This is a genomic window from Terrabacter tumescens, assembly GCF_014646815.1.
GTDB lineage: Bacteria > Actinomycetota > Actinomycetes > Actinomycetales > Dermatophilaceae > Terrabacter > Terrabacter tumescens.
Window position 1 is genome coordinate 247,805 of sequence record NZ_BMNZ01000006.1, and the last position, 20,748, is coordinate 268,552.

The window sequence follows — 20,748 nt, forward strand, 5'->3', positions numbered from 1 at the left end:
GACTGAGACCCTGTGATCGACGCCTTCACGAACCTGACCGCTTCCCTGCCCCGCGCCCTCGCCCCGAGGACGTCCACCCCGACGCCGAACCCGACGCCGAGTCCGTCTCCCTCGCAGGAGCTGCCCGTGAACCTCTCGATGCCCGACCTGACCGGCCTCACGTGGGCAGGCGTCGGCGACTGGCTCGTGGGCACCCCGCTGCTCGTCCTCACCGTGCTCGTCGTCGGACTCGTCGCCCGCTTCGTGCTGCACCGGCTCATCGACCGGGTCGTCACGACGGCCACCTCGCGGCGGGCCGAACGCCTCGCGGCCATCCCCGGCGCCGGCCGCGCGCTGCAGGCGGTCGGGGTTGCCAACGTCCGCCACGTCCAGCGCACCCAGACGATGGGCGCCCTGCTCAAGAGCATCACGACGTTCATCGTGCTCGGCATCACCGCCCTGACGATCCTCTCGCTCGTCGGCATCCCCCTCGGTCCGATGCTCGCCTCGGCGAGCGTCGGCGGCGTCGCGCTCGCGTTCGGCGCGCAGAGCCTCGTCAAGGACTTCCTGTCCGGCGTCTTCATGATCGTCGAGGACCAGTACGGCGTCGGCGACGTCATCGACACCGGCGAGGTCGTCGGCACCGTCGAGAACGTGTCGCTGCGCGTCACCCAGCTGCGCGATGCCGGCGGCATGACGTGGTACGTCCGCAACGGCGAGATCATCCGCATCGGCAACAAGACGCAGGGCTGGTCGACCGCCATCGTCGACATCCCGGTCGCCTACGACCAGGACGTCGAGAAGGCGATCTCCGTCATCCGTGAGGTCGTCAGCGTCATGGACGACGACGACGCGTTCAAGGACATCCTGCTCGAGGAGCCCAACGTCGTCGGGGTCGAGTCGATCGCCAACGGCGCCATCACCCTGCGCGTCATCGCCAAGACGATCGCCAACGAGCAGTTCGGCGTGCAGCGCGAGATCCGCGAGCGCGTCAAGATGGCCTTCGACCGGGCCGGGGTGCGCAGCCCGATGCCCATGATGCCGCCCTACGGCGGGACGGGCGCGAAGTGAGCGCGACCGCCGCTCTGGGAGACTGTCCGGCGTGACGTACTACGACGACTTCGGCGGACACGAGACCTTCGACAAGCTCGTGCGCGAGTTCTACCGAGGCGTCGCCGAGGACGAGCCGCTGCGCGCGCTCTATCCCGAGGAGGACCTCGGGCCGGCACAGGAGCGTCTGCGGATGTTCTTCGAGCAGTACTGGGGCGGCCCGACGACCTACTCCGAGCAGCGGGGCCACCCGCGGTTGCGGATGCGTCACATGCCGTTCCAGGTCACGCCCGACATGCGCGACCGCTGGCTGCTGCACATGATGAACGCCGTCGACACCCTCGAGCTCTCAGCCGAGAACGACGACCGCCTGCGCGACTACCTCACGCGGGCGGCATACTCCCTCGTTAACGCGCCCGGCCCGGACGGCACCTTCTGACGTCGAGCTGACGTCGAGCCGCTCCAGGGACTCACAGCAACTCACAGCCCATTCACGGCTCGGCGGTGCTGGCCGGGGTGTTCTCTGGACCTAGGTGAACTCACGGTCGGGCGAGCGCCCGGCGACCACGACGGAGGGACGCACATGGTGTCGATCAACGGCAAGTCGCTCAACAGGAAGGCGGCCGGCATCGCCGCCGTCGGTGCGGCCGCGGCCGTCATCGGGCTCGGCGTCAGCCAGGTGGCCCGCGCCGACGACGCGACCACGACGACCCCCACGCCTTCGGCGACCTCGACCCAGGGCGACCCCAACAAGGGCACGACCGACAGCGCCCCCGGCATGCCCGGCAACGGCAGGGGCTGGGGCCCCGGCGGTCGCCACGGCGGCCCGGGGATGGGGATGGGCATGGGGATGGGCAAGGGTGCGGACCTCTCCGCCCTCGCCACGAAGCTCGGCGTCGACCAGAGCAAGCTCGAGGACGCCCTCAAGGCCGTCCGCGACGAGCTGCGGGCCGGCCGCACTCCCGGCAAGCCCCCGACGACCAAACCGGACCCGGCGACGATGCAGGACGAGCTGGCCACGAAGCTCGCGAGCAAGCTCGGCATCGACGCCGCCAAGGTCAAGGCGGCCTTCGCAGACCTCCGGGCCGCCCACGAGGCCGACGAGCAGAAGGCGTTCGACGACCGGCTCGCGCAAGCCGTCAAGGACGGCAAGCTGACCCAGGCCGAGGCCGACGCCGTGAAGAAGGCGGCCAAGGCCGGAGTCATCGGCATGCACGACGGACCCCGCTGACCGAGCCTTCCGACGAGGGCGTCCCCGTCTCGGCGGGAGCGCCTTTCAGCGTGTGGCGAGGTGCGCTCGGAGCGAGGGCACGACGTGGTTGCGCAGCAACGGCGCCAGGTCGGCGGGCAGGTCGTCGTCGAGACCCAACCAGCGCTGCTCGGCGATCTCGGCGAGGGGCTCCGGGGCGTCCTCGGGCCGCAGGTGCGTGACGTAGACGGTCGCGTCGACCCACGCGTCCGGCTCGTTGGCGGCGATGTCGCGAAACTGTCCCAAGGGCTCGCCGACCGCCGAGACGTCGACACCGACCTCCTCCATGACCTCGCGGACGGCTGCCTCTCGAGCGCTCTCCCCCGGGTCGATCTTGCCGCCGGGCAGCATGAACCGGCTCGACCCGGACTTGCGGACGGTGAGCAGGCGCCCGTCACGCACGAGGCAGAACGCAGCGGTCACAAAGGTCGTCATGCACCCGACCGTAGTGCCGGGCGGGAGTGGGCTCGGAGGGCACCCGCGACCGCGGGCCCAAGCGCTCGACGGTGGGCCCAGGCGCTCGACGGCGGTCCACGAGCGACGCGTTGCAAGAAGTTGCAGAAATTTCTTTGAGTTTTCGGTCCGATGAGGAACGATGGTGGCCCGTGACGCCATCAGCAACCCAGACCCTGAACGACTCCGAGCTCGTGTCGGCGCTCGACTCGACGCACGACGTGGTGATTCGCGAGGACGCGACCCCCGTGCACGCCGCGGACCGCCCGGACGCCGCCTGGTGGCGGCACGCGGTCATCTACCAGATCTACCCGCGCTCGTGGGCCGACGCCGACGGTGACGGCATCGGTGACCTGCCCGGGATCACCTCCCGGCTGCCGCACCTGCGCGCTCTCGGCGTCGACGCGATCTGGCTCTCGCCGTTCTACACCTCGCCGCAGGCCGACGCCGGCTACGACGTCGCCGACTACCGCGACATCGACCCCATCTTCGGCTCGCTCGCCGACGCCGACACGATGATCGCCCGGGCGCACGAGCTCGGCCTCAAGGTCATCGTCGACATGGTGCCCAACCACTCCTCCGACGAGCACGAGTGGTTCAAGGCCGCCCTCGCCGCGGGTCCCGGCTCGGCCGAGCGCGAGCGCTACATGTTCCGCGAGGGCCGCGGCGAGCACGGCGAGCTGCCCCCGAACAACTGGGAGTCCGTCTTCGGCGGCGCCGCCTGGACGCGGGTCACCGAGGCCGACGGCACGCCGGGCCAGTGGTACCTGCACATCTTCGACACGAAGCAGCCCGACTTCAACTGGGAGCACCCCGAGGTGCGCGCCGAGTTCGAGTCGATCCTGCGCTTCTGGCTCGACCGGGGTGTCGACGGCTTCCGTGTCGACGTCGCGCACGGCCTCATCAAGGAGCAGGGCCTGCCCGACACCGAGGAGGAGCGCACGACGATGCTCGGCCACGCCGAGCACGAGCACGCTGAGGGCGAGCACGTCCCGGCCGAGGAGGCGCCGCGCATCGACCACACGAAGCGCAGCCCGATGTGGGACCAGGACGGCGTCCACGAGATCTACCGCGCCTGGCGCAAGATCCTCGAGTCCTACGGCACTCCTGACCGCATCCTGTGCGCCGAGGCCTGGGTCGAGCCGCAGGAGCGCGCCGTCGCCTACGTCCGCCCCGACGAGATGCACCAGGCGTTCAACTTCGACTTCCTCACGGCCTCGTGGATCGCCGAGGACCTGCGTGCGGTCATCACCTCTTCGCTGCACGCCGCCGACTCGGTGGGCGCGCCCTCGACCTGGGTGCTGTCCAACCACGACGTCGTGCGCCACGCGTCGCGTCTGGGCTACGCCCCCGGCACGCCGCGCATGAACGGCATCTCGGCCACCGACCCGCAGCCCGACCGCGCGCTCGGCCTGCGCCGCGCCCGCGCGGCCACGGCCCTGATGCTCGCGCTGCCCGGAGGCGCCTACATCTACCAGGGTGAGGAGCTCGGTCTGCCGGACTCGACCGACATGCCGGCCGAGTTCCGCCAGGACCCGACCTTCGCCCGCACGGCCGGCGCCGAGACGGGCCGCGACGGCTGCCGCGTGCCGATCCCCTGGTCGGCCGACGGGCCGTCGCTGGGCTTCGGTCCGAGTGCCAGCACCTGGCTCCCCCAGCCCGACGTCTACGCCGACTACGCCGTCGACCGGCAGGAGGGCGTGGCCGGGTCGACGCTCGAGCTCTACCGCTCGCTCCTCGCCGCGCGCCGCGAGCTGTCCCTCGGCACGGGCTCGCTCACGTGGGTGCTGGGGTATGCCGCTGACGTCGTCGCGCTGACCAACGGCTCGTCCCAGCACGGCCGGGTGCTCGTCGTGGCGAACCTCGGTGCAGAGCCCGTAGCGCTGCCCGAGGGCGCCGAGGTCATCGTCGCCTCGGGTCCGCTCGAGGCCGGCCTCGTCCCGACCGACACGACGGTGTGGGCCCGCTGGTCCTGACGCATCTGAAGGTGGCTGCCTGAACGGCCACCCGCAGGTGAGGCCCCTGTCCCTCGGGACGGGGGCCTCACGGCATACCAAGGCCTGTGGATGACGGCCAGGGCGACGCGGCCGGCTCTCCTACGGTCGGTGCATGACGCGCTACTCCTTCGACACCCACGGTGTGTCCCGCGAGCGTCTGGCCCTGTCGCACGACCCGGCCGAGCTGAGCGCCTGCGCGTCGGCCGTGGCGTCTGCCGGCACGGCGGCTGCGGTCGCCTTGGGCGACGGGGCCGAGGGCCTGAGGGTCGCGGTCGAACGTTTCCGCGTCGTGCACGCGCACGCCTTCGACGCCCTGGCCGACGCGGCGGCTGCCCTCGGTGACCGGCTGGACAGATCGACCCTGGAGATGCGCTCCGTCGAGCTGCTCGTCACCGCGGGTTTTTCAGCTGTCACGACGGACGTGCCTGCCGCACATGGCGATTCGACTCGGCCGGAACTGCGGTGAGCCGGGCACCCGAGGCCGGGCACTCGGCCGCAGCGATCGCTGGAGAGCTCGCCCTTCCGCTGCCGTCCGGTGACGTCGCCTCCTTGCGCGCCGCTGCGCGGTCGCTCGACCGTACAGCCGCACGCGCCCGCGCGACCACGACCGTCCGCGGCACGCTGGGACCTCGCCTCGGTGCGGTCTGGACCGGTGAGGCCGCTGCGGCGGCCCGGCTCGAGGCCGACGAGCTGGGCGCCCGGGCGCGCCGGGTGGTGGAGGCGCTCCCGGGCGCATCCCGGTCCCTGCTGACGTATGCCGCGGCACTCGAGCACGCCGTCGCTCGAGTGCGGTCGCTGCAACGGCAGTGGGACGCGCTCGATGCCGAGCACGCCCTGGCCGTCCTCCGGCTCGCTGCGCTGCCCGACCCGACGGGGGCCGTCGGCGTGCTGGGTGCCGAGCGAGCACGGTCCGACCAGCTCATGGGGCGGGCACGGCTCAGCCGTTCCTACGCCGGCGTCGTCCAGGAGCTGCGCGCGACCGCCCGGCGGTGCGCGGGACTCGTGGCCGCGGTCACCGACACGACGGCGCCGGCCGGCACGGCGACCAGCGCAGCAGCCGTGCGGACCGTCGTGACCGGCGGCCTGTGGTTCGCCGACGGAGCGGTCGCGGCACGGGCGTCGCGAGACGCGGCGATCGCCGACGGGTTGCTGGCGCGGCGGCTCATGGCCGCTGCCGCACCCGTCGGCGGCGGGCTGGCCTCGGCTGGCGACATCGACGCTCTGACCGCCAGACTCCGGTCGCGGGGCGAGGATCCCGTCTACGCACAGGCCCTGATGTCCGAGCTCGGCGGCGACGGGCTGTCCCGGCTGCTCATGGCGGCGGGCATGGCGCAGTCGGCGTCCGGGACGAAGGTCGACCGGGTGCGTGCCCTGTTGGGCGCCCTCGGCTCGCTCGTCGTCAGGGCGACGAGCCACGCGGCGCCGACCGGCACCGACCCGAGGACGCGAGCCCAGCTGGCTTCAGGTGCAGCCCTGATGGCCGACGAGCTGGTCGCCGGCCTCGACACCGTCCACACCGACCCGAGCGGCGGCCGCGCTTCGGGCGCCTGGCTGCTCGGTCAGCTCCTCGCCGGCGCACGAGCCACGGGTGATGACCGTCTTCTCCCGGCGCGACTGGCGCGACGAGCCGCGGCTGCGGCCGCCACCTCGGAGATCGCCGAGACCCGTGATGCAGACACCGCACTCAGCCACGGCAGCACCCTGCTGCCCGACGCCGGACAGTCGTTCTCGTCGTGGTTCGACGACGCCGCCCAGACCGGCGACGCGCTCCACGTGCTGCTCGGGCACGTCGGCGATGACCCTTCTGCCGCGGCCGCCCTGCTGGCCGAGCCGCTCCCCGACTCCGCAGTCGCCGGACGCGCACTCGCCAACTCCCGCGGTGACCGGCTCACGGTCGGCGAGCACCTTGTGCGACGGTGGATCACCCACGAGGCCAACGGAATCGAGACACATTCCGACCTCGGGCTCGCCTCGGACGCCGACCTGAGATCACTGCTGACGAGCGCCTCATCGGCTGCGGCGGACGGCACAGACGGCGAGGCGACGGGGATGGCCGAGACCCGGGCTCGCATCATGCTCGAGGTCTCGCGCACGAGCCGCTTCGCGATGCTCGACGCCTCCACCACACGGATCTACTCCCGCGCCACAGCGCCGCTGGAGACCCTCGTCGTCGAGTGGCTCTCCGCGATGCGCGACAACGTCGACCTCGCACTGACCACGCCTGCCCTCGGAGCCCCGGCAGCGCGGTACGCCGCGCCCACCTCGACCGGAGCGCAGCCCTGGCTGGACACGCACGAGCTGACCGGAATCGTCGGCGCCTTGGCCGTCGACACCGGGATGGGCCTGCACGCCAGGGACACCGGCGCGGCCTACGACCGCCTCGTCGAGCACGAGCTCGACGAGACCCGACGGGCGGTGGAGGCAGGGTCCGACGTGGGCCACGACGTGGTGCGCCTCGGGTTCTTCGACCAGTCCGCGTCCGCCGCGCTCGTCGACGTGGCTCGACGTCAGGACGTGCTCAACCGGAGGGCCTGGCAGGGACTCGCGGAGGCGGCGCATGTCATCGCGATGATCTTCCGGGGCGGAGTCACGGGGCTGTTCTCCACGGCGCAGACGTACGCCGAGGGCGGGACGCTGCGCACCGCCCTGGACGACCTGGTCATCTCGATGGTCCGCTCCAACGTCGAGCTCGCCCAGACCGAGCGCAACGACACCCGTCGCTCGGAGCTGGCGAACCGCATCGCGGCGATCACCGGCACCCGCGACACCGTCCTTCCCGCCATGGCCGTCGGGGCAGCGCGGGGCCCGGCGCTGCCCACGGCCGAAGCCGTGCGCACGGCACGGGCCGCGGAGATCCGCGCTGCTGCCGAGGCCGCCCTTCAGGAGGCCGAGTCCGGCTCAGGGTCCACGGCCGTCGACCGGCTCAAAGATCGCCTGGGCCCGACGGACCGGGTCCCCGTGATCGCGTCACGGGGGACGATTCCGGAGCTGGAAAAGCTGCCACGCGGTAGGTCGCGCGGCGTGCTCATGGTTCCTGACGAACAGTCGCTCCGCCATCTGTTCGACCGGTTGACCGTGGGCGCCACGCGACGCATGCGGCCAGGCTACGCCGGCGAATGGTTCGAGCGTCCTGACGGCATCCAGGTGGGCCTGCGGGCCAGCTCGCGCAGCGGCGGTGCGACGATCGACGTGCGCTACGCCGACGACCAGATACGGAAGGTCCACATCCAGTGACGCTCGAACATCCACAGCGGTCAGTCGTCGAGGACCTGCTCCTCGGAACGATCTACGACTGGATCGATCTCGGGCTCGTCCGGTCCACCGTTCGAGAGATGCTGGGGGTCGAGGACCCCGCTGAGCTCCACGCGGCCGTCATGGAGGTCATCACGCAACTCGTCGGGGAAGGCTTCGTAGCGGCCGGAGACGTCGACCGGGACGGCTTTCACGCGTGGGACTGCACCCGGAGCCAAGCCATCTCCCGCATCGACCTCCAGTGGCGCGCAGAGCCCGACCCTGAACTGTGGCCCTTCCAGGTCGCCGCGCTCGCCCCGACTCGTCGAGCCCTCGACATCATCGAGTCGGTGATGTCACGCGAAGGAGACGACGGCTCCTGGCGGGAACGCATGTCGCGCACCCCCCTGGCACTTCCTCACGCCGACGGCGAATGACGGTTGCTCGCCCGCGCTCGTGCGTGACCTCACGGAACTGACCTCCGGACCCTGCCAACTCGTTCGTCTAGCCTCATGCCATGACGACGCGGGCCTATCTCTCTCGTACGCCCGTGGCACTGGCCCATCGGGGCGGGTCGCTCTACGCGCCGAACCTCGGGCTCGAGAACACCATGACGGCCTTCGGCAACGCCGTCGACCTTGGCTACACGCACCTCGAGACCGACGTGCACCTCACCCGCGACGGTCGGCTCGTCGCCTTCCACGACACGCGCCTCGACCGCGTCAGCAACGCCCGAGGCCTGATTCGCGACCTCCCGTGGTCGGAGGTGTCGCACGCCGAGGTCGGTGACGGTGGCCACGTCCCCCTGCTCACCGACGTCCTCGACGCCTGGCCCGACATCAACCTCAACATCGACCTCAAGGCCCCCGGCACGGCGGAGCCCCTCTGGCGCCTGATCCAGGAGCGCGGCCTGCACGACCAGGTGTGCGTCGGCTCGTTCTCCCAGCGCAACATCTCCCAGTTCCGTCGCCTGGCGCGCGGCACCGTCGCCACGGCCGCCGCCGAGGTCGGCACGGCCCTCGCTCGCTTCGCCCCCGGGGCCCTCACCAGGATCTTCCGCACCCCGGCTGACGTCTTCCAGGTCCCGCCGTCGATCCCCATGCGGGGCAGGCCTGTTCGCATCGTCACCGCCCAGTTCGTCGAGACGGCGCACCGTTACGGCAAGCAGGTCCACGTGTGGACCATCGACGACGCCGACGAGATGCGGCGCCTGCTCGACCTCGGTGTCGACGGGCTCGTCAGCGACCGGATAGACGTGCTCAAGGAGGTCCTCGTCGAGCGCGGGACCTGGACGGGTCGCACCTGACGGACGGGCGCCCGAGGCGACGGACCATCAGCCCCGCCACACGGCATACGCCATCGGTTCAGCGGACGAGGACGTGACCTCGCGACGTGCTGAGACGGGTCCACCGACCGTGGGTAGCGATCGACGCACGCTCCCCGGCAGCCGTGAACCCGAGCACGTGAGCCCCGAAGGCGAGTCCGGCCGCGATCGGCGGGACGGTGTCACTCATGGCGCCCCACGTGCGCCTCCGGAGCGACTCGACTGCGTGACCGCCGGCATTCTCCGGAGTGCCTTCGGCGACCTGTGAGATCCCTTGTCGCGCAATGGAGTCGACGACCTCACCTTCGAGCTGTCCAACAGGCTCCCAGCCGTCTCGCGGGGGTGTCAGCCCGCTCCACGGGGCGCGGACGGTCGTCGGCGGGACGCTCAGCACCGACCCCGCCCCGTCGCGGGCGAGCCGGTCACTCACCGACGCGAACGACACCGTCGCGTCCACGGCGTCGGACGGTGCGATCGTGACGACGCGCATCCCGAGCACGGTGCCCTCACCCAGGAGGCCGGTCCCCTCGATGACCGCGACCGTCGTGACGAGGAGGTTGCCGAGCACCTGGAGCCGGACGGCGCCGGCGGGGTTGGCGCGGCTCGCGCGCGCGAGGTAGGTGCCGAGATCGGCGAGACCGCGCGGGTCGCCGAAGTCGATCTGCGGGGCGGCGCTCACCGGCGACGCCTCCGGAAGGGAGCGGGCTCGCCGAGGTGCGCACGGACGGAGGCGCGCTCCTCGGCGCGCATCCGGCGGGGCGACTCGCTCGCGAAGTCGTAGAGCGCGAGCTCGGTCTCGGCGACCGCGTAGACCGGGCGCTCGCCCTCGCCCACCCCCTCGGGGTCGGTGACGATGTAGGCGACGTCGAAGCCCGCACCGCCGACCCGTGAGACCCACATCTGGATCTCGACGGGCGCGTGCCGGAAGCCGAGGGGACGGCGGTACTCGATCTCGTGACGCGACACGAGCACGCCCTCGTCGAGCAGGGTCTTGTCACCCGCTCCCCCGCCGTCGAACCAGTCGCGGAAGGCGATGACGCGGGCGTCCTCGAGCAGCCGGAGGAACTGCACGTTGTTGATGTGCGCGTACGCGTCCATGTCGGACCAGCGCAGCGACACGTGCGCGGCATAGGGGCTCGCCTGCGGTTCGGTCTGCGTCATGGGCCCATCCTTCCAGCCTCGCCAGGTCGCGCTCGTCCACATCCCCTCGCGTGGACAGCCCCGGCGTCCACAGCCTGCGTATGCCGTTCGGGCGTGTCCGTGGGGCCACGTAGGTTGGGTGCCATGACGTCACCCTCCACCTCGGCACCCACCGCTCCGTCCGTCGCCGACGTCGACCCCGGACTGCGCGAGCGGGCCACGACGGCGCTGCGGCGACTCGTGGGCCGTGACGACGTCGACTTCCGCGACGGCCAGCTCGAGGCCATTAACGAGCTCGTCGCCGGGCGCCGTCGGGTGCTCGTCGTGCAGCGCACGGGGTGGGGCAAGTCGGCCGTCTACTTCGTCGCCACCGCCCTCCGCCGCGCCGAGGGCGCCGGCCCGACGGTCATCGTCAGCCCCCTCCTGGCCCTCATGCGCGACCAGATCGCCGCCGCCGAGCGAGCCGGCATCAAGGCCGTCACGCTCAACTCGACGAACGCCGACGAGTGGGGTGCGGTGTCCGGCTCCCTCGCTCGCGGTGAGGTCGACGTGCTGCTCGTCAGCCCCGAGCGCCTCAACAACCCCCGCTTCCGCGACGAGCAGCTCCCCGCGCTCGCCGAGTCGTGCGGCCTGCTCGTCGTCGACGAGGCGCACTGCATCAGCGACTGGGGCCATGACTTCCGGCCCGACTACCGCCGCATCCGCGACCTGCTCACAACGCTGCCCGAGCGCACCCCGGTCCTGGCGACGACGGCGACCGCCAACGCGCGAGTCGTCACCGACGTCGTCGAGCAGCTCGGCGCCGGCGGCCGTGACGTGCTGACGCTCCGCGGGCCGCTGGCCCGGGCGTCCCTGCGACTCGGGGTGCTCCCGCTCGCCGCGCCCGAGCAGCGGCTGGCCTGGCTCATCGCCCACCTCGACGAGCTCCCCGGCTCGGGCATCGTCTACGCGCTGACGGTCGCCGCGGCCGAGGACGTCGCCGTCGCGCTGCGCGACGCCGGGCACCAGGTGGCCGCCTACACCGGTCGCACCGAGCCGTCCGAGCGGATCAGGCTCGAGGAGGCACTGCGCGACAACGAGGTCAAGGCGCTCGTGGCGACCTCCGCGCTCGGCATGGGCTTCGACAAGCCCGACCTCGGCTTCGTGCTGCACCTCGGGGCGCCCTCGTCCCCCGTCGCCTACTACCAGCAGGTCGGTCGAGCCGGTCGCGCGACCGAGCGCGCCGACGTGCTGCTCATGCCCGGCCCCGAGGACAAGGACATCTGGCGCTACTTCGCCTCGGCCTCGATGCCGCGGCAGGACCAGGCCGACGCCGTCGTCCGTGCCCTGTCGGAGTCACCCAAGGCGCTGTCGACCGTGGCCCTCGAGACGATCGTCGACGTCCGCCGCACCCGCCTCGAGCTGCTCCTCAAGGTGCTCGACGTGGACGGGGCCGTCCATCGCGTGCCGGGTGGATGGACCGCGACGGGCGAGCCGTGGACCTACGACGCCGAGCGCTACGGCCGTGTCAGCGAGGCACGGGAGCGCGAGCAGCAGCTCATGGTCGACTACGAGCGCACCGACCGCTGCCGCATGGCGTTCCTGCAGGAGACGCTCGACGACGACTCCGCCGAGCCGTGCGGGCGCTGCGACCGGTGCGTCGAGCCCTGGTTCGATCCGACGATCCCCGAGGCCGCGGTCAACACCGCCCGTTCGCGACTCCAGCGCCCCGGCGTCGTGCTCGAGTCCCGCGCCCAGTGGCCCCCGGGCATGGACCGTCTGGGCGTCCCGCTGAAGGGCAAGATCGCGCCCTCGGTCGCCATGGACGAGGGTCGGGCACTGGCCCGCCTCAGCGACCTCGGGTGGGGCCAGCGGCTGCGCGAGCTGCTCCGCGGCGAGGACCGTGAGGTGCCCGCCGAGGTGCTGCGCGCCTGCGTCGAGGTCCTCGCCGGATGGGGATGGCAGGAGCGTCCTGCCGCGATCGTCTCGGTCCCGTCTCGCCGGCGTCCCCTCCTCGTCGGGTCGCTCGCCGCGGGACTGGGCCAGCTCGGCCGACTGCCCTATCTCGGCGCGCTCGACCTCGTCGAGGGCGGTCCCGTGGGCGAGACCGGAGGCAACAGCGCCTTCCGGCTGGCCAACGTCTGGGGTCGCCTCGCCGTGGGGGCCGAGCTCGCCTCGTCCCTGAGTGGCATCCCGGGACCGGTGCTGCTCATCGACGACGTGAGCGACTCGCGCTGGACCCTCACGGTCTGCGCCGGCCTGCTCCGAGACGCCGGTGCGCCTGCGGTGCTGCCCATGACCCTGGCCATGGAGGCGTGACCCCGGTCGCGGGCCGCGACTACCGCTCGGACGGGACCACTAGGGTCGTGCTGTGACTGCAGACGCCCCCTCCGAGCCGCGCCCGCTCCCCCCGCTCGAGGACCTCCTCGAGGTGCTGACCCTCCGAGACGTCGGGACCGCCCAGATCGCCGTCACCGACGTCCAGGGACGCGACGCCGCCGAGTCGATCGGGGCGTCGTCCGCCCGGGTCTTCGAGGGCCGGAGCCAGAAGATGCCCCATGGTCGGGTCTTCGGCGGGCAGGTGCTCGCCCAGTGCGTCATGGCCGCCGGCATCACGGTGCGCGACGTCAACGACGGCGACGGCGCGCGCCCCATCCACTCGCTCCACGGCTACTTCATGCGGCCCGGTGACGACACGCTGCCGATCCGGTTCGCCGTCGAGGAGATGCGTGACGGCAACTCCTTCTCCACCCGGCGGGTGCACGCCGTCCAGAAGGGGGCCCCGATCATGTCCATGACCTGCTCCTTCCAGGAGCGGGCCGGCGGTCTCGACCACCAGGACACGATGCCCGCCGTCGCGGGTCCGGACGGGCTCGCTTCCCTGGCTGACGCCTTCCGCGGCGTCGACCACCCGGGTGCGCGCCACATCGCCGAGTCACGCCCGATCGAGCTGCGTCCCGTCGAGAGCAACATGTTCCTCGACGCGGGTCCCGAGCAGGTGGCGACCAACCACGTGTGGATGCGCGCCGTCGAGCGGCTGCCCGACGACCCGCTGCTCCACGCCGCCGTGCTGGCCTACTCCAGCGACTACTCGCTGCTCGAACCGGTGCTGCGACGGCACGGCCTCGTCTGGACCGACCGGCGCCTGCGGGTGGCGAGCCTGGACCACTCGATGTGGTTCCACCGGGACGTCCGCGCCGACGAGTGGCTGCTCTACGCCCAGCAGTCGCCGTCGGCCGTGAGCGGACGCGGCCTGTCGATCGGTGAGATCTACAGCCAGGACGGCACCCTCGTCGCCACGACGGCCCAGGAGGGCATGGTCCGCGTCAAGCAGTCCTGACCCTGACGCCCCCGTAGCCCCACGCGCCCACTCGAGTGGCCGCTCGGCCCCACGCGTCCCACCCCTGCCTGGGGCAGGAGTGACGCAGCGGCCACTCGAGTAGGCAATGGGCGGACGCGCGCCGCCACTCGAGCGGCCACCGGCCCCACGCCCACCATCCCGCCTGGGGCAGGAGTGACGCAGCGGCCACTCGAGTAGGAGACGGGCGACGCGTGCTGCGCACTCGAGTGGCCATCCCGCCCCACGCGCACCATCCCGCCTGGGGCAGGAGTGACGCAGCGGCCACTCGAGTGGGCGTTTGAGGTGGGGGTTGCTCAGATGGTGGTGGTGCGCAGGACCGCGACGTCGTGGCCATCGAGGCGCACGCCGTTGCTGTCGACGATCGGTGCCCGGCCCCACGACGCGAGGATGTGCTCGACCTCGCCGTCGAAGGGGATCACCTGCGAGCGGCCCGCGAGGTTGGCGACAGCGTGGACGGCACCACGCGACAGGATGAGCCACTTCGCGTCCTCGTCGAAGCGAACCGACGTGGCGCGCAGGTCGCCGGACGCGACGTCGGGCTGCGTGCGGCGCACCTTGATCAGCTCACGGTAGAAGTGGAGCATCTCGTTGTGCCCGGGCGCGGTCGGCTCGCTCCAGTCGAGCACGCTGCGGGCGCGCGTCGCCGGGTCCTGCGGGTCGGGCACGTCGGCCTCGTCCCACCCGTGGGCCGCGAACTCCGCGCGCCGGCCCGACCGGACCGCGTCCGCGAGCCAGTCCTCCTCGAAGGAGGTGAAGAACGCGAACGGGGTGCTCGCGCGCCACTCCTCCCCCATGAAGACCATGGCAGTGAACGGCGAGAGCAGGTAGAGCGCGGCACCGACGGCCTGCTGTCCCGGTGAGATCTGGTCGCTGATGCGGTCACCGGTGGCGCGGTTGCCGACCTGGTCGTGGGTCTGGAGGTAGGCGAGGAACTCGTGCCCGGAGCGCGCCTCCTGGTCGACGCGGGAGCCCCAGACGGCGCCCCGGAACGTCGACATCCGACCGTCGTGCAAGAAGGCATCGGAGAGCGTCTTGGCGAGCACGGAGATGGGTCCGCCCTCGGGCCACGCCTCGGTGCCGCCGGCGAAGTCGGCGTAGTAGCCCTGGGTCTCGCCCGTCAGCGCGACGTGGAGGGCATGGTGGATGTCGTCGTCCCACTGCGCGGTCATCCCGCGGCCACCCTCGGCAGTCGGGGTCACCATGACGGCGTCGTTGAGGTCACTCTCGGCGATGAGGTCGAGCGGACGACCGAGCTGCGTTGCGAGAGAGGCGGTCTCGTCGGAGAGCTCGGCGAGGACGTGCCGCTCGGACTCGTCGCGCAGCTCGTGGACGGCGTCGAGGCGCAGCGCGTCGACGTGGAAGTCGCGGAACCACCGGAGCGCGTTGTCGATCACCCAGCGGCGGACCTCGGTGCTGCCGTCGGCGTCGAGGTTGACGGCCGGCCCCCAGGGGGTCGTGTGCGTGGCGGTGAAGTAGGGCCCGAACTCGGCGAGGTAGTTGCCCGTGGGTCCGAGGTGGTTGTAGACGACGTCGAGGCACACCCCGAGACCGCGCGCGTGGCACGCGTCGACGAAGCGCTGGAACGCGGCCGGGCCCCCGTAGGCCTGCTGGACGGCATACGGCGCAACGCCGTCGTACCCCCAGCCGTGCGTGCCGCCGAAGGCCGCGACCGGCATGACCTCGACGACGTCGACCCCGAGGTCGACGAGGTGCCCGAGGTGGCCGATGGCGGCGTCGAGGGTGCCCTCGGGGGTGAAGGTGCCGACGTGCAACTCGTAGACGACCCCGCCCAGCACGCCGCGGCCGTCGCGGGTGCCGCGCCAGTCCCCGTCGCCCCAGGTGTGCGCGGCGGGGTCGAAGGTGCGGCTCGCACCGTGGACTCCGTGGGGCAGCCAGGCACTGCGCGGGTCGGGACGCGGGTCCCCACCGTCGAGGCTGAAGGAGTAGTCGAGCGTGCCGGCGTCGGGCCTCGTCCACGACCACCAGCCGCCGTCCTCGGCGGTCATGGCGTGGCACCGGGCGGCGGATGTCGGCTCGCGCCGACCCTCGACCGGCGTCACGAGGACGTCGACGCGCGACGCGAGCGGCGCCCAGACGCGGATGGTGCCGGTGTCGGGAGCGGTGGGGGCGTTCATGCCTCGTCCCCTACCCGCACGAGCAGGGCGACCGGCAGGCCGTCCGGGCCGATCACGTCGGCGAGACGGGTCGCGCCGCCGTCGAAGGCGCGATCGGAGAGCACGTCGCGCCACCGGCCGTCGGGCAGCTCGAGCTCGGCGTCACCGAAGCCGCCTGCGTCAGCGAGCCTCCCGGCGAGCCGGGTCACGACGGTCACGACATCGACGCCATCGCCCGTGCCGCGTGCGAAGGCCACGGCGTGCTGCGACGTCGTGCCGACGGGCAAGTAGTTCGCGGCTTCGCCGGTGAAGGACGCCGAGCGCTCGCGGCGGGTGCGCAGCGCCGCACTCGTGACGAGGAGCTTCTCGTCGTGGAGGTCGGCCGGGGATGCGCCGCCGTCGAGCCGCGCGAGGCGGTCGCGTCGCTCCGCGTAGTCGACGGCGCGACGGTTGTCGGGGTCGACGAGCGACAGGTCGACGAGGTCGGTGCCCTGGTAGACGTCGGGCACGCCGGGCATCGTCAGCTGCACGAGCTTCTGGCCCAGCACGTTGGTCCGTGTCTCGAGCCCCGTCGCCTCGACCCAGGCCTCCACGTGAGCGACGATCTCAGGCGTCGTCACGACACCGGACACGAAACGCTTGACGGCCGCCTCGTACGCCTCGTCGGGCTCGGTCCACCGCGTGTGGAGCTTCGACTCGCGAATCGCCTTGAGCGCGTAGGCCTGCAGCCGTTCCTCGGTGATCGGCCACGCACCGACGACGGTCTGCCAGAGGAAGTACTCGGTCAGCGCGTCGAGCTCGTCCGCTCGCACCGGGCCGGCGAGCTCTCGAGCCGTGCGCACCCAGGTCGCCCACGCGTCGGGGCGCTCGGCGAGCACGAAGAGCCGCGCCCGCACGTCCTCGGCGCGCTTCGTGTCGTGCGTCGACAGCGTGGTCATGGACTGCGGCCACTCCCGCAGCAGGCTCTCGGCGAACCCGTGGAACTCAGCTGTCGCCAGCCCCACCCGCGTCGGGTCGCCGCCCACCTCGTTGAGCCCGACGAGCCGCACGTAGCGGTAGTACGCCGTGTCCTCGATCGCCTTGGCCATGGCCGGCCCGCACGTCTGCTGGAAGCGCACGACGAACTCGTCACGCGCGGCCTCGTCCCGGACGGCGCCCATGCCCAGTGCCAGGTCGACGACGCCGCGCACCGTGGAGGCGTCGAGCGCAGCCTTTGCGCTCTCACCCCCGTGCGCCGCGGCGGCCTCGAGCTCCTCGCGGTCCGCGGCCGCGGCGGGGGTGCCGGGCCGCAGGTAGACGCGGTAGCGGTCCATCCCGACGAGCATCGCCTCCAGCACCTCCCGGGCCGCGGACTCCTCGAGGTCGGGGCGCGCGCGGGCCACGAGCCGCATGAGGCGGGTCACCTCGGTGGCGAGCATGACCTGCACCACCCACCGCTTGGACTCGGTGACGATCTCGGCGAGGTCCTGCCGCTCACCGAGCAGCTCGGTCGACAGGTCGTCGAGCGGGGCGGCGCCGGCGTGGTCGACGAAGAGGCCGCCGATGCGCAGCAGCGCGTCGTAGCCCGTCGTCCCGGCCGTCCGCCACGCGTGCGGCAGCTGCTCGTCGCCCTCGAGGATCTTCTCGACGACGACCCAGGCGTCGCCGGTCGCGTCGCCGAGGCGCTCGAGGTAGCCCCCGGGGTCGGCGAGGCCGTCGGGGTGGTCGATCCGCAGGCCGTCGATGGCGCCCGAGCGGATGCCGTCGACGAGCAGCGCGTGCGTCGCGTCGAACACCTCGGGCTCCTCGACGCGCACCGCGATGAGGGACGTGACGTCGAAGAAGCGGCGGTAGTTCAGCTCGGAGTCGCCGACCGTCCACGACGCGAGGCGGTAGTGCTGGCAGTCGAGGAGGTCACCCAGCGGCATACGCGCGTCGGTGCCCGGGGCGAGCGGGAAGACATGGTCGTAGTACTGCACGACCGGCTCGCCCTCGTGCTCACCCACGGAGATCTCGCCCGCGGCGAGCACCTCCTCGAGCGGGGCGCCGAGCACGGGCATGAGGATGTGGCCGTCCTGGGCGTCCCAGTCGACGTCGAACCACGTGGCGTATGCCGACTGCCGGCCCTCGCGGAGCACCGACCACAGCGGGCGGTTGAGCGAGAGCGGCGTCGGGGTCGTCATGTGGTTGGGCACGACGTCGACGACGATGCCCAGCCCTGCTGCGTGGGCGGCCTCGACGAGCCGGGCGAAGCCGGCGTCGCCGCCGAGACCCTCGGCCACCGACGTGTGGTCGGTGACGTCGTAGCCGTGCTTCGAGCCGACCGTCGCCTGCAGGATCGGCGACAGGTAGAGGTGCGTGATCCCCAGTGCCGCAAGGTGATCCACCTGTGCCACCGCGTCGTCGAGGGTGAAGTCCGGCTCGAGCTGGAGCCGGTGGGTCGAGACCGGTGCGCTGGAGTACCTCACGCCGTGGCCTCCTCCGTGACGCCCGGGATGATGGCCGAGACGATCTCGCGCGGACACCGCAGGACGACGATGCTGCGCGGCTGGACCTGGATCTGCCACGTCGGCTCGAGCGGGTTGGCCTCGACCTCGTGCAGCGCGGTGTCGATCACGGGGAGCCACTGGGCGCCGTACTCCTCGTCGGGCAGCGTGAAGGCGAGCGGCTCGTCGTGGGCGTTGAACATCACGAGGAACGAGTCGTCGAGGATCTGCTGCCCGCGCGGGTCCGGCTCGGGGATGGCCGAGCCGTTGAGGAAGATCATGAGCGACTTGGCCTGGCCGTTGCTCCAGTCCTCCTCGTCCATGTGCTGGGCCTCCGGCGTGAACCAGGCGATGTCACCGAGGTCGCTCTCGCCGCCGTGGTCGGCGTTGCCGGCGAAGAAGCGGCGGCGGCGGAAGACCGGGTGCTCACGGCGCAGCTTGACGAGCGACTGCGTGAAGACGAGCAGCTTCTGGTCGTCCTCGTCGAGGACCCACTGGATCCACGAGATGTCGTTGTCCTGGCAGTAGCCGTTGTTGTTGCCGCCCTGCGTGCGGCCGAGCTCGTCGCCGTGGAGCATCATCGGCACGCCCTGCGAGAAGAGGAGCGTGGTGAGGAAGTTGCGCTGCTGACGCATCCGCAGGTCACGGATCTCGGGGTCGGTGGTCGGCCCCTCGACGCCGCAGTTCCACGAGCGGTTGTGGCTCTCGCCGTCGTTGTTGCCCTCGCCGTTGGCGTCGTTGTGCTTCTCGTTGTAGGACACGAGGTCGCGCAGCGTGAAGCCGTCGTGGGCCGTGACGAAGTTGATCGAGGCGATCGGCTTGCGGCCCGAGTGCTCGTAGAGGTCGCTGGATCCGGTGAAGCGAGAGGCGAACTCGCCGAGCGCGCCGCCCTCGCCGCGCCAGAAGTCGCGCACCGTGTCGCGGAACTTGCCGTTCCACTCGGTCCACAGCGGCGGGAAGTTGCCGACCTGGTAGCCCCCCTCGCCGACGTCCCACGGCTCAGCGATGAGCTTGACCTGGCTGACGACCGGGTCCTGCTGGATGAGGTCGAAGAACGCCGACAGCTTGTCGACCTCGTGGAACTGGCGTGCCAGGGTCGCGGCGAGGTCGAAGCGGAAGCCGTCGACGTGCATCTCGGTGACCCAGTAGCGCAGCGAGTCCATGATGAGCTGCAGCACGTGGGGGCTACGCATGAGCAGGCTGTTGCCGGTGCCGGTCGTGTCGTAGTAGTGCGACAGGTCGTCGCTGACGAGGCGGTAGTAGCTGTTGTTGTCGAGGCCACGGAACGCCAGCGTCGGGCCCATGTGGTTGCCCTCGGCGGTGTGGTTGTAGACGACGTCGAGGATGACCTCGATGTTCGCGGCGTGCAGCGCCTTGACCATGGCCTTGAACTCGAGCACCTGCTGCCCGCGCTGGCCGCCGGCGGCGTACTCGTTGTGCGGTGCGAGGAAGCCGATGGTGTTGTAGCCCCAGTAGTTCGACAGCCCCCGGTCCACGAGCGGCGCGTCCTGGACGAACTGGTGGACCGGCATCAGCTCGATGGCGGTGATGCCGAGGTCGCTGAGGTGCTTGATCATCGCCGGATGGGAGATGCCGGCGTAGGTGCCGCGGATCTCCTCGGGGATCTCCGGGTGGAGCATCGTCAGACCCTTGACGTGGGCCTCGTAGATGATGCTCTCGTGGTACTCGTGGCGAGGCGGGCGGTCGTCGCCCCAGTCGAAGAACGGGTTGATGACGACGGAGTGCATCGTGTGGCGCACGTTGTCGTCGGTGTTGATCTTCGTCGTGGTCGCGGCCTCGGGGTCGCCGAAGGTGTACGAGTAGAGCGACTGGTCGTTCTCGGCCTGGCCCTCGATCGCCTTGGCATAGGGGTCGAGCAGGAACTTGCTCGGGTTGCAGCGGTGACCGTTCTCCGGGTCGTAGGGCCCGTGGACGCGGAAGCCGTAGCGCTGCCCGGGCTGCACGTAGGGCACGTAGCCGTGCCAGACGAAACCGTCCGTCTCGGGCAGGTCGAGTCTCGTCTCGGTGAGGTCGTCGTCGAGCAGGCACAGCTCGACTCGCTCGGCCGCCTCGGAGAAGACCGCGAAGTTGACCCCGGAGCCGTCGTACGTCGCTCCGAGGGGGTAGGGCTTGCCCGGCCAGATCTCCATGGACCTACTTTCCGTCGTTCGGTCGCGGCGCAGAGCCGCGGCGCCACGGCGTGGCGACCTGCGGACGACGGTGGCCGCTCAGCGCATTCTCCCCTGTCGACGCCCGTCGCGCGCAAGGCGGTCGTATGCCGGTCGGCGCGCCGCGTCGTGGCGCGCCGTGCGGACGTGGCAGGGAGAGCGCTGGTCAGCTCGCGCGTCCCTGCTTCCAGTACCCCATGCAGGCGACCTGCGGACGCGCATCCCACCCTCGCCGACC

Annotated in this window: 16 protein-coding genes; 10 read left to right on the forward strand and 6 right to left on the reverse strand. The window is 71.6% G+C overall.

Annotated elements, in window-relative coordinates:
* Positions 1–126 precede the first annotated feature (126 nt).
* The 3 genes from IEY30_RS16425 to IEY30_RS16435 all read left to right on the forward strand — a co-directional run bounded on the left by IEY30_RS16425 (position 127) and on the right by IEY30_RS16435 (position 2,260).
* Positions 127–1,050 carry a mechanosensitive ion channel family protein gene (locus IEY30_RS16425; protein ID WP_308423765.1) on the forward strand — a complete coding sequence of 308 codons (924 nt, stop codon included), beginning with the start codon at positions 127–129 and terminating at the stop codon, positions 1,048–1,050.
* Between the two features lie 31 nt (positions 1,051–1,081).
* A complete protein-coding gene (locus tag IEY30_RS16430) occupies positions 1,082–1,468 on the forward strand; it encodes a globin (protein WP_052358985.1) in 387 nt (128 codons plus the stop codon).
* 144 nt (positions 1,469–1,612) lie between these two features.
* Positions 1,613–2,260, forward strand: a complete 648-nt coding sequence (locus IEY30_RS16435) for a hypothetical protein (protein ID WP_030202733.1) — start codon at positions 1,613–1,615, stop codon at positions 2,258–2,260.
* 45 nt (positions 2,261–2,305) lie between these two features.
* On the opposite strand, the gene IEY30_RS16440 is transcribed toward IEY30_RS16435, so the two are convergent.
* Complete coding sequence (locus tag IEY30_RS16440) at positions 2,306–2,713, reverse strand: NUDIX hydrolase (protein ID WP_030202744.1); 408 nt, start codon at positions 2,711–2,713, stop codon at positions 2,306–2,308.
* A gap of 239 nt (positions 2,714–2,952) precedes the next feature.
* Here IEY30_RS16440 and IEY30_RS16445 point away from each other — a divergent pair, with 239 nt between their 5' ends.
* From IEY30_RS16445 to IEY30_RS16465, 5 genes are all read left to right on the forward strand, one after another.
* Positions 2,953–4,707: a glycoside hydrolase family 13 protein gene (locus IEY30_RS16445; protein WP_043417387.1), complete on the forward strand. Its 1,755-nt coding sequence runs from the start codon at positions 2,953–2,955 to the stop codon at positions 4,705–4,707.
* Between the two features lie 133 nt (positions 4,708–4,840).
* Entirely contained in the window at positions 4,841–5,194 is a 354-nt protein-coding gene (locus tag IEY30_RS16450; RefSeq protein ID WP_030202756.1) for a hypothetical protein, read from the forward strand.
* Positions 5,191–7,962, forward strand: a complete 2,772-nt coding sequence (locus IEY30_RS16455; RefSeq protein ID WP_030202757.1) for a hypothetical protein — start codon at positions 5,191–5,193, stop codon at positions 7,960–7,962. Before IEY30_RS16450 ends, IEY30_RS16455 begins: the two co-directional genes overlap by 4 nt.
* Complete coding sequence (locus tag IEY30_RS16460) at positions 7,959–8,396, forward strand: hypothetical protein (protein WP_030202758.1); 438 nt, start codon at positions 7,959–7,961, stop codon at positions 8,394–8,396. Before IEY30_RS16455 ends, IEY30_RS16460 begins: the two co-directional genes overlap by 4 nt.
* 80 nt (positions 8,397–8,476) lie before the next feature.
* The gene (locus tag IEY30_RS16465; RefSeq protein ID WP_030202761.1) at positions 8,477–9,265 is read left to right on the forward strand and encodes a glycerophosphodiester phosphodiesterase family protein; all 789 of its coding nucleotides are present in this window, start codon (positions 8,477–8,479) and stop codon (positions 9,263–9,265) included.
* 58 nt (positions 9,266–9,323) lie between these two features.
* Here IEY30_RS16465 and IEY30_RS16470 read toward each other — a convergent pair whose 3' ends face one another.
* The gene (locus IEY30_RS16470) at positions 9,324–9,962 is read right to left on the reverse strand and encodes a DUF8185 domain-containing protein (protein ID WP_052358987.1); all 639 of its coding nucleotides are present in this window, start codon (positions 9,960–9,962) and stop codon (positions 9,324–9,326) included.
* A complete protein-coding gene (locus IEY30_RS16475; RefSeq protein WP_030202776.1) occupies positions 9,959–10,444 on the reverse strand; it encodes an acyl-CoA thioesterase in 486 nt (161 codons plus the stop codon). The genes IEY30_RS16470 and IEY30_RS16475 overlap by 4 nt, the downstream gene beginning before the upstream one ends.
* 123 nt (positions 10,445–10,567) lie before the next feature.
* On the opposite strand from IEY30_RS16475, the gene IEY30_RS16480 reads away from it, so the two are divergent.
* Positions 10,568–12,721 carry a RecQ family ATP-dependent DNA helicase gene (locus tag IEY30_RS16480; RefSeq protein ID WP_052358988.1) on the forward strand — a complete coding sequence of 718 codons (2,154 nt, stop codon included), beginning with the start codon at positions 10,568–10,570 and terminating at the stop codon, positions 12,719–12,721.
* Between the two features lie 52 nt (positions 12,722–12,773).
* Positions 12,774–13,742, forward strand: a complete 969-nt coding sequence (locus IEY30_RS16485) for an acyl-CoA thioesterase (RefSeq protein WP_030202778.1) — start codon at positions 12,774–12,776, stop codon at positions 13,740–13,742.
* 314 nt (positions 13,743–14,056) lie between these two features.
* Here IEY30_RS16485 and treZ read toward each other — a convergent pair whose 3' ends face one another.
* The 3 genes from treZ to glgX are packed head-to-tail and all read right to left on the reverse strand — an operon-like array spanning position 14,057 to position 20,492.
* Positions 14,057–15,898 carry a malto-oligosyltrehalose trehalohydrolase gene (treZ, locus tag IEY30_RS16490; RefSeq protein WP_030202780.1) on the reverse strand — a complete coding sequence of 614 codons (1,842 nt, stop codon included), beginning with the start codon at positions 15,896–15,898 and terminating at the stop codon, positions 14,057–14,059.
* Positions 15,895–18,324 carry a malto-oligosyltrehalose synthase gene (gene treY, locus IEY30_RS16495; protein ID WP_188960159.1) on the reverse strand — a complete coding sequence of 810 codons (2,430 nt, stop codon included), beginning with the start codon at positions 18,322–18,324 and terminating at the stop codon, positions 15,895–15,897. The genes treZ and treY overlap by 4 nt, the downstream gene beginning before the upstream one ends.
* On the reverse strand, positions 18,321–20,492 hold the full coding sequence (glgX, locus tag IEY30_RS16500) for a glycogen debranching protein GlgX (protein WP_030202783.1): 2,172 nt from the start codon (positions 20,490–20,492) through the stop codon (positions 18,321–18,323). The genes treY and glgX overlap by 4 nt, the downstream gene beginning before the upstream one ends.
* Positions 20,493–20,748: the final 256 nt, after the last annotated feature.

What these genes read in the sequence shown, in the direction of transcription:
- IEY30_RS16435 (WP_030202733.1), top strand. Translation starts at nt 1,613, where the DNA reads ATGGTGTCGATCAACGGCAAGTCGCTCAACAGGAAGGCGGCCGGCATC.
- IEY30_RS16450 (WP_030202756.1), top strand. Translation starts at nt 4,841, where the DNA reads ATGACGCGCTACTCCTTCGACACCCACGGTGTGTCCCGCGAGCGTCTG.
- IEY30_RS16465 (WP_030202761.1), top strand. Translation starts at nt 8,477, where the DNA reads ATGACGACGCGGGCCTATCTCTCTCGTACGCCCGTGGCACTGGCCCAT.
- glgX (WP_030202783.1), bottom strand. Translation starts at nt 20,492, where the DNA reads ATGGAGATCTGGCCGGGCAAGCCCTACCCCCTCGGAGCGACGTACGAC.
- IEY30_RS16480 (WP_052358988.1), top strand. Translation starts at nt 10,568, where the DNA reads ATGACGTCACCCTCCACCTCGGCACCCACCGCTCCGTCCGTCGCCGAC.
- IEY30_RS16440 (WP_030202744.1), bottom strand. Translation starts at nt 2,713, where the DNA reads ATGACGACCTTTGTGACCGCTGCGTTCTGCCTCGTGCGTGACGGGCGC.
- IEY30_RS16475 (WP_030202776.1), bottom strand. Translation starts at nt 10,444, where the DNA reads ATGACGCAGACCGAACCGCAGGCGAGCCCCTATGCCGCGCACGTGTCG.
- treZ (WP_030202780.1), bottom strand. Translation starts at nt 15,898, where the DNA reads ATGAACGCCCCCACCGCTCCCGACACCGGCACCATCCGCGTCTGGGCG.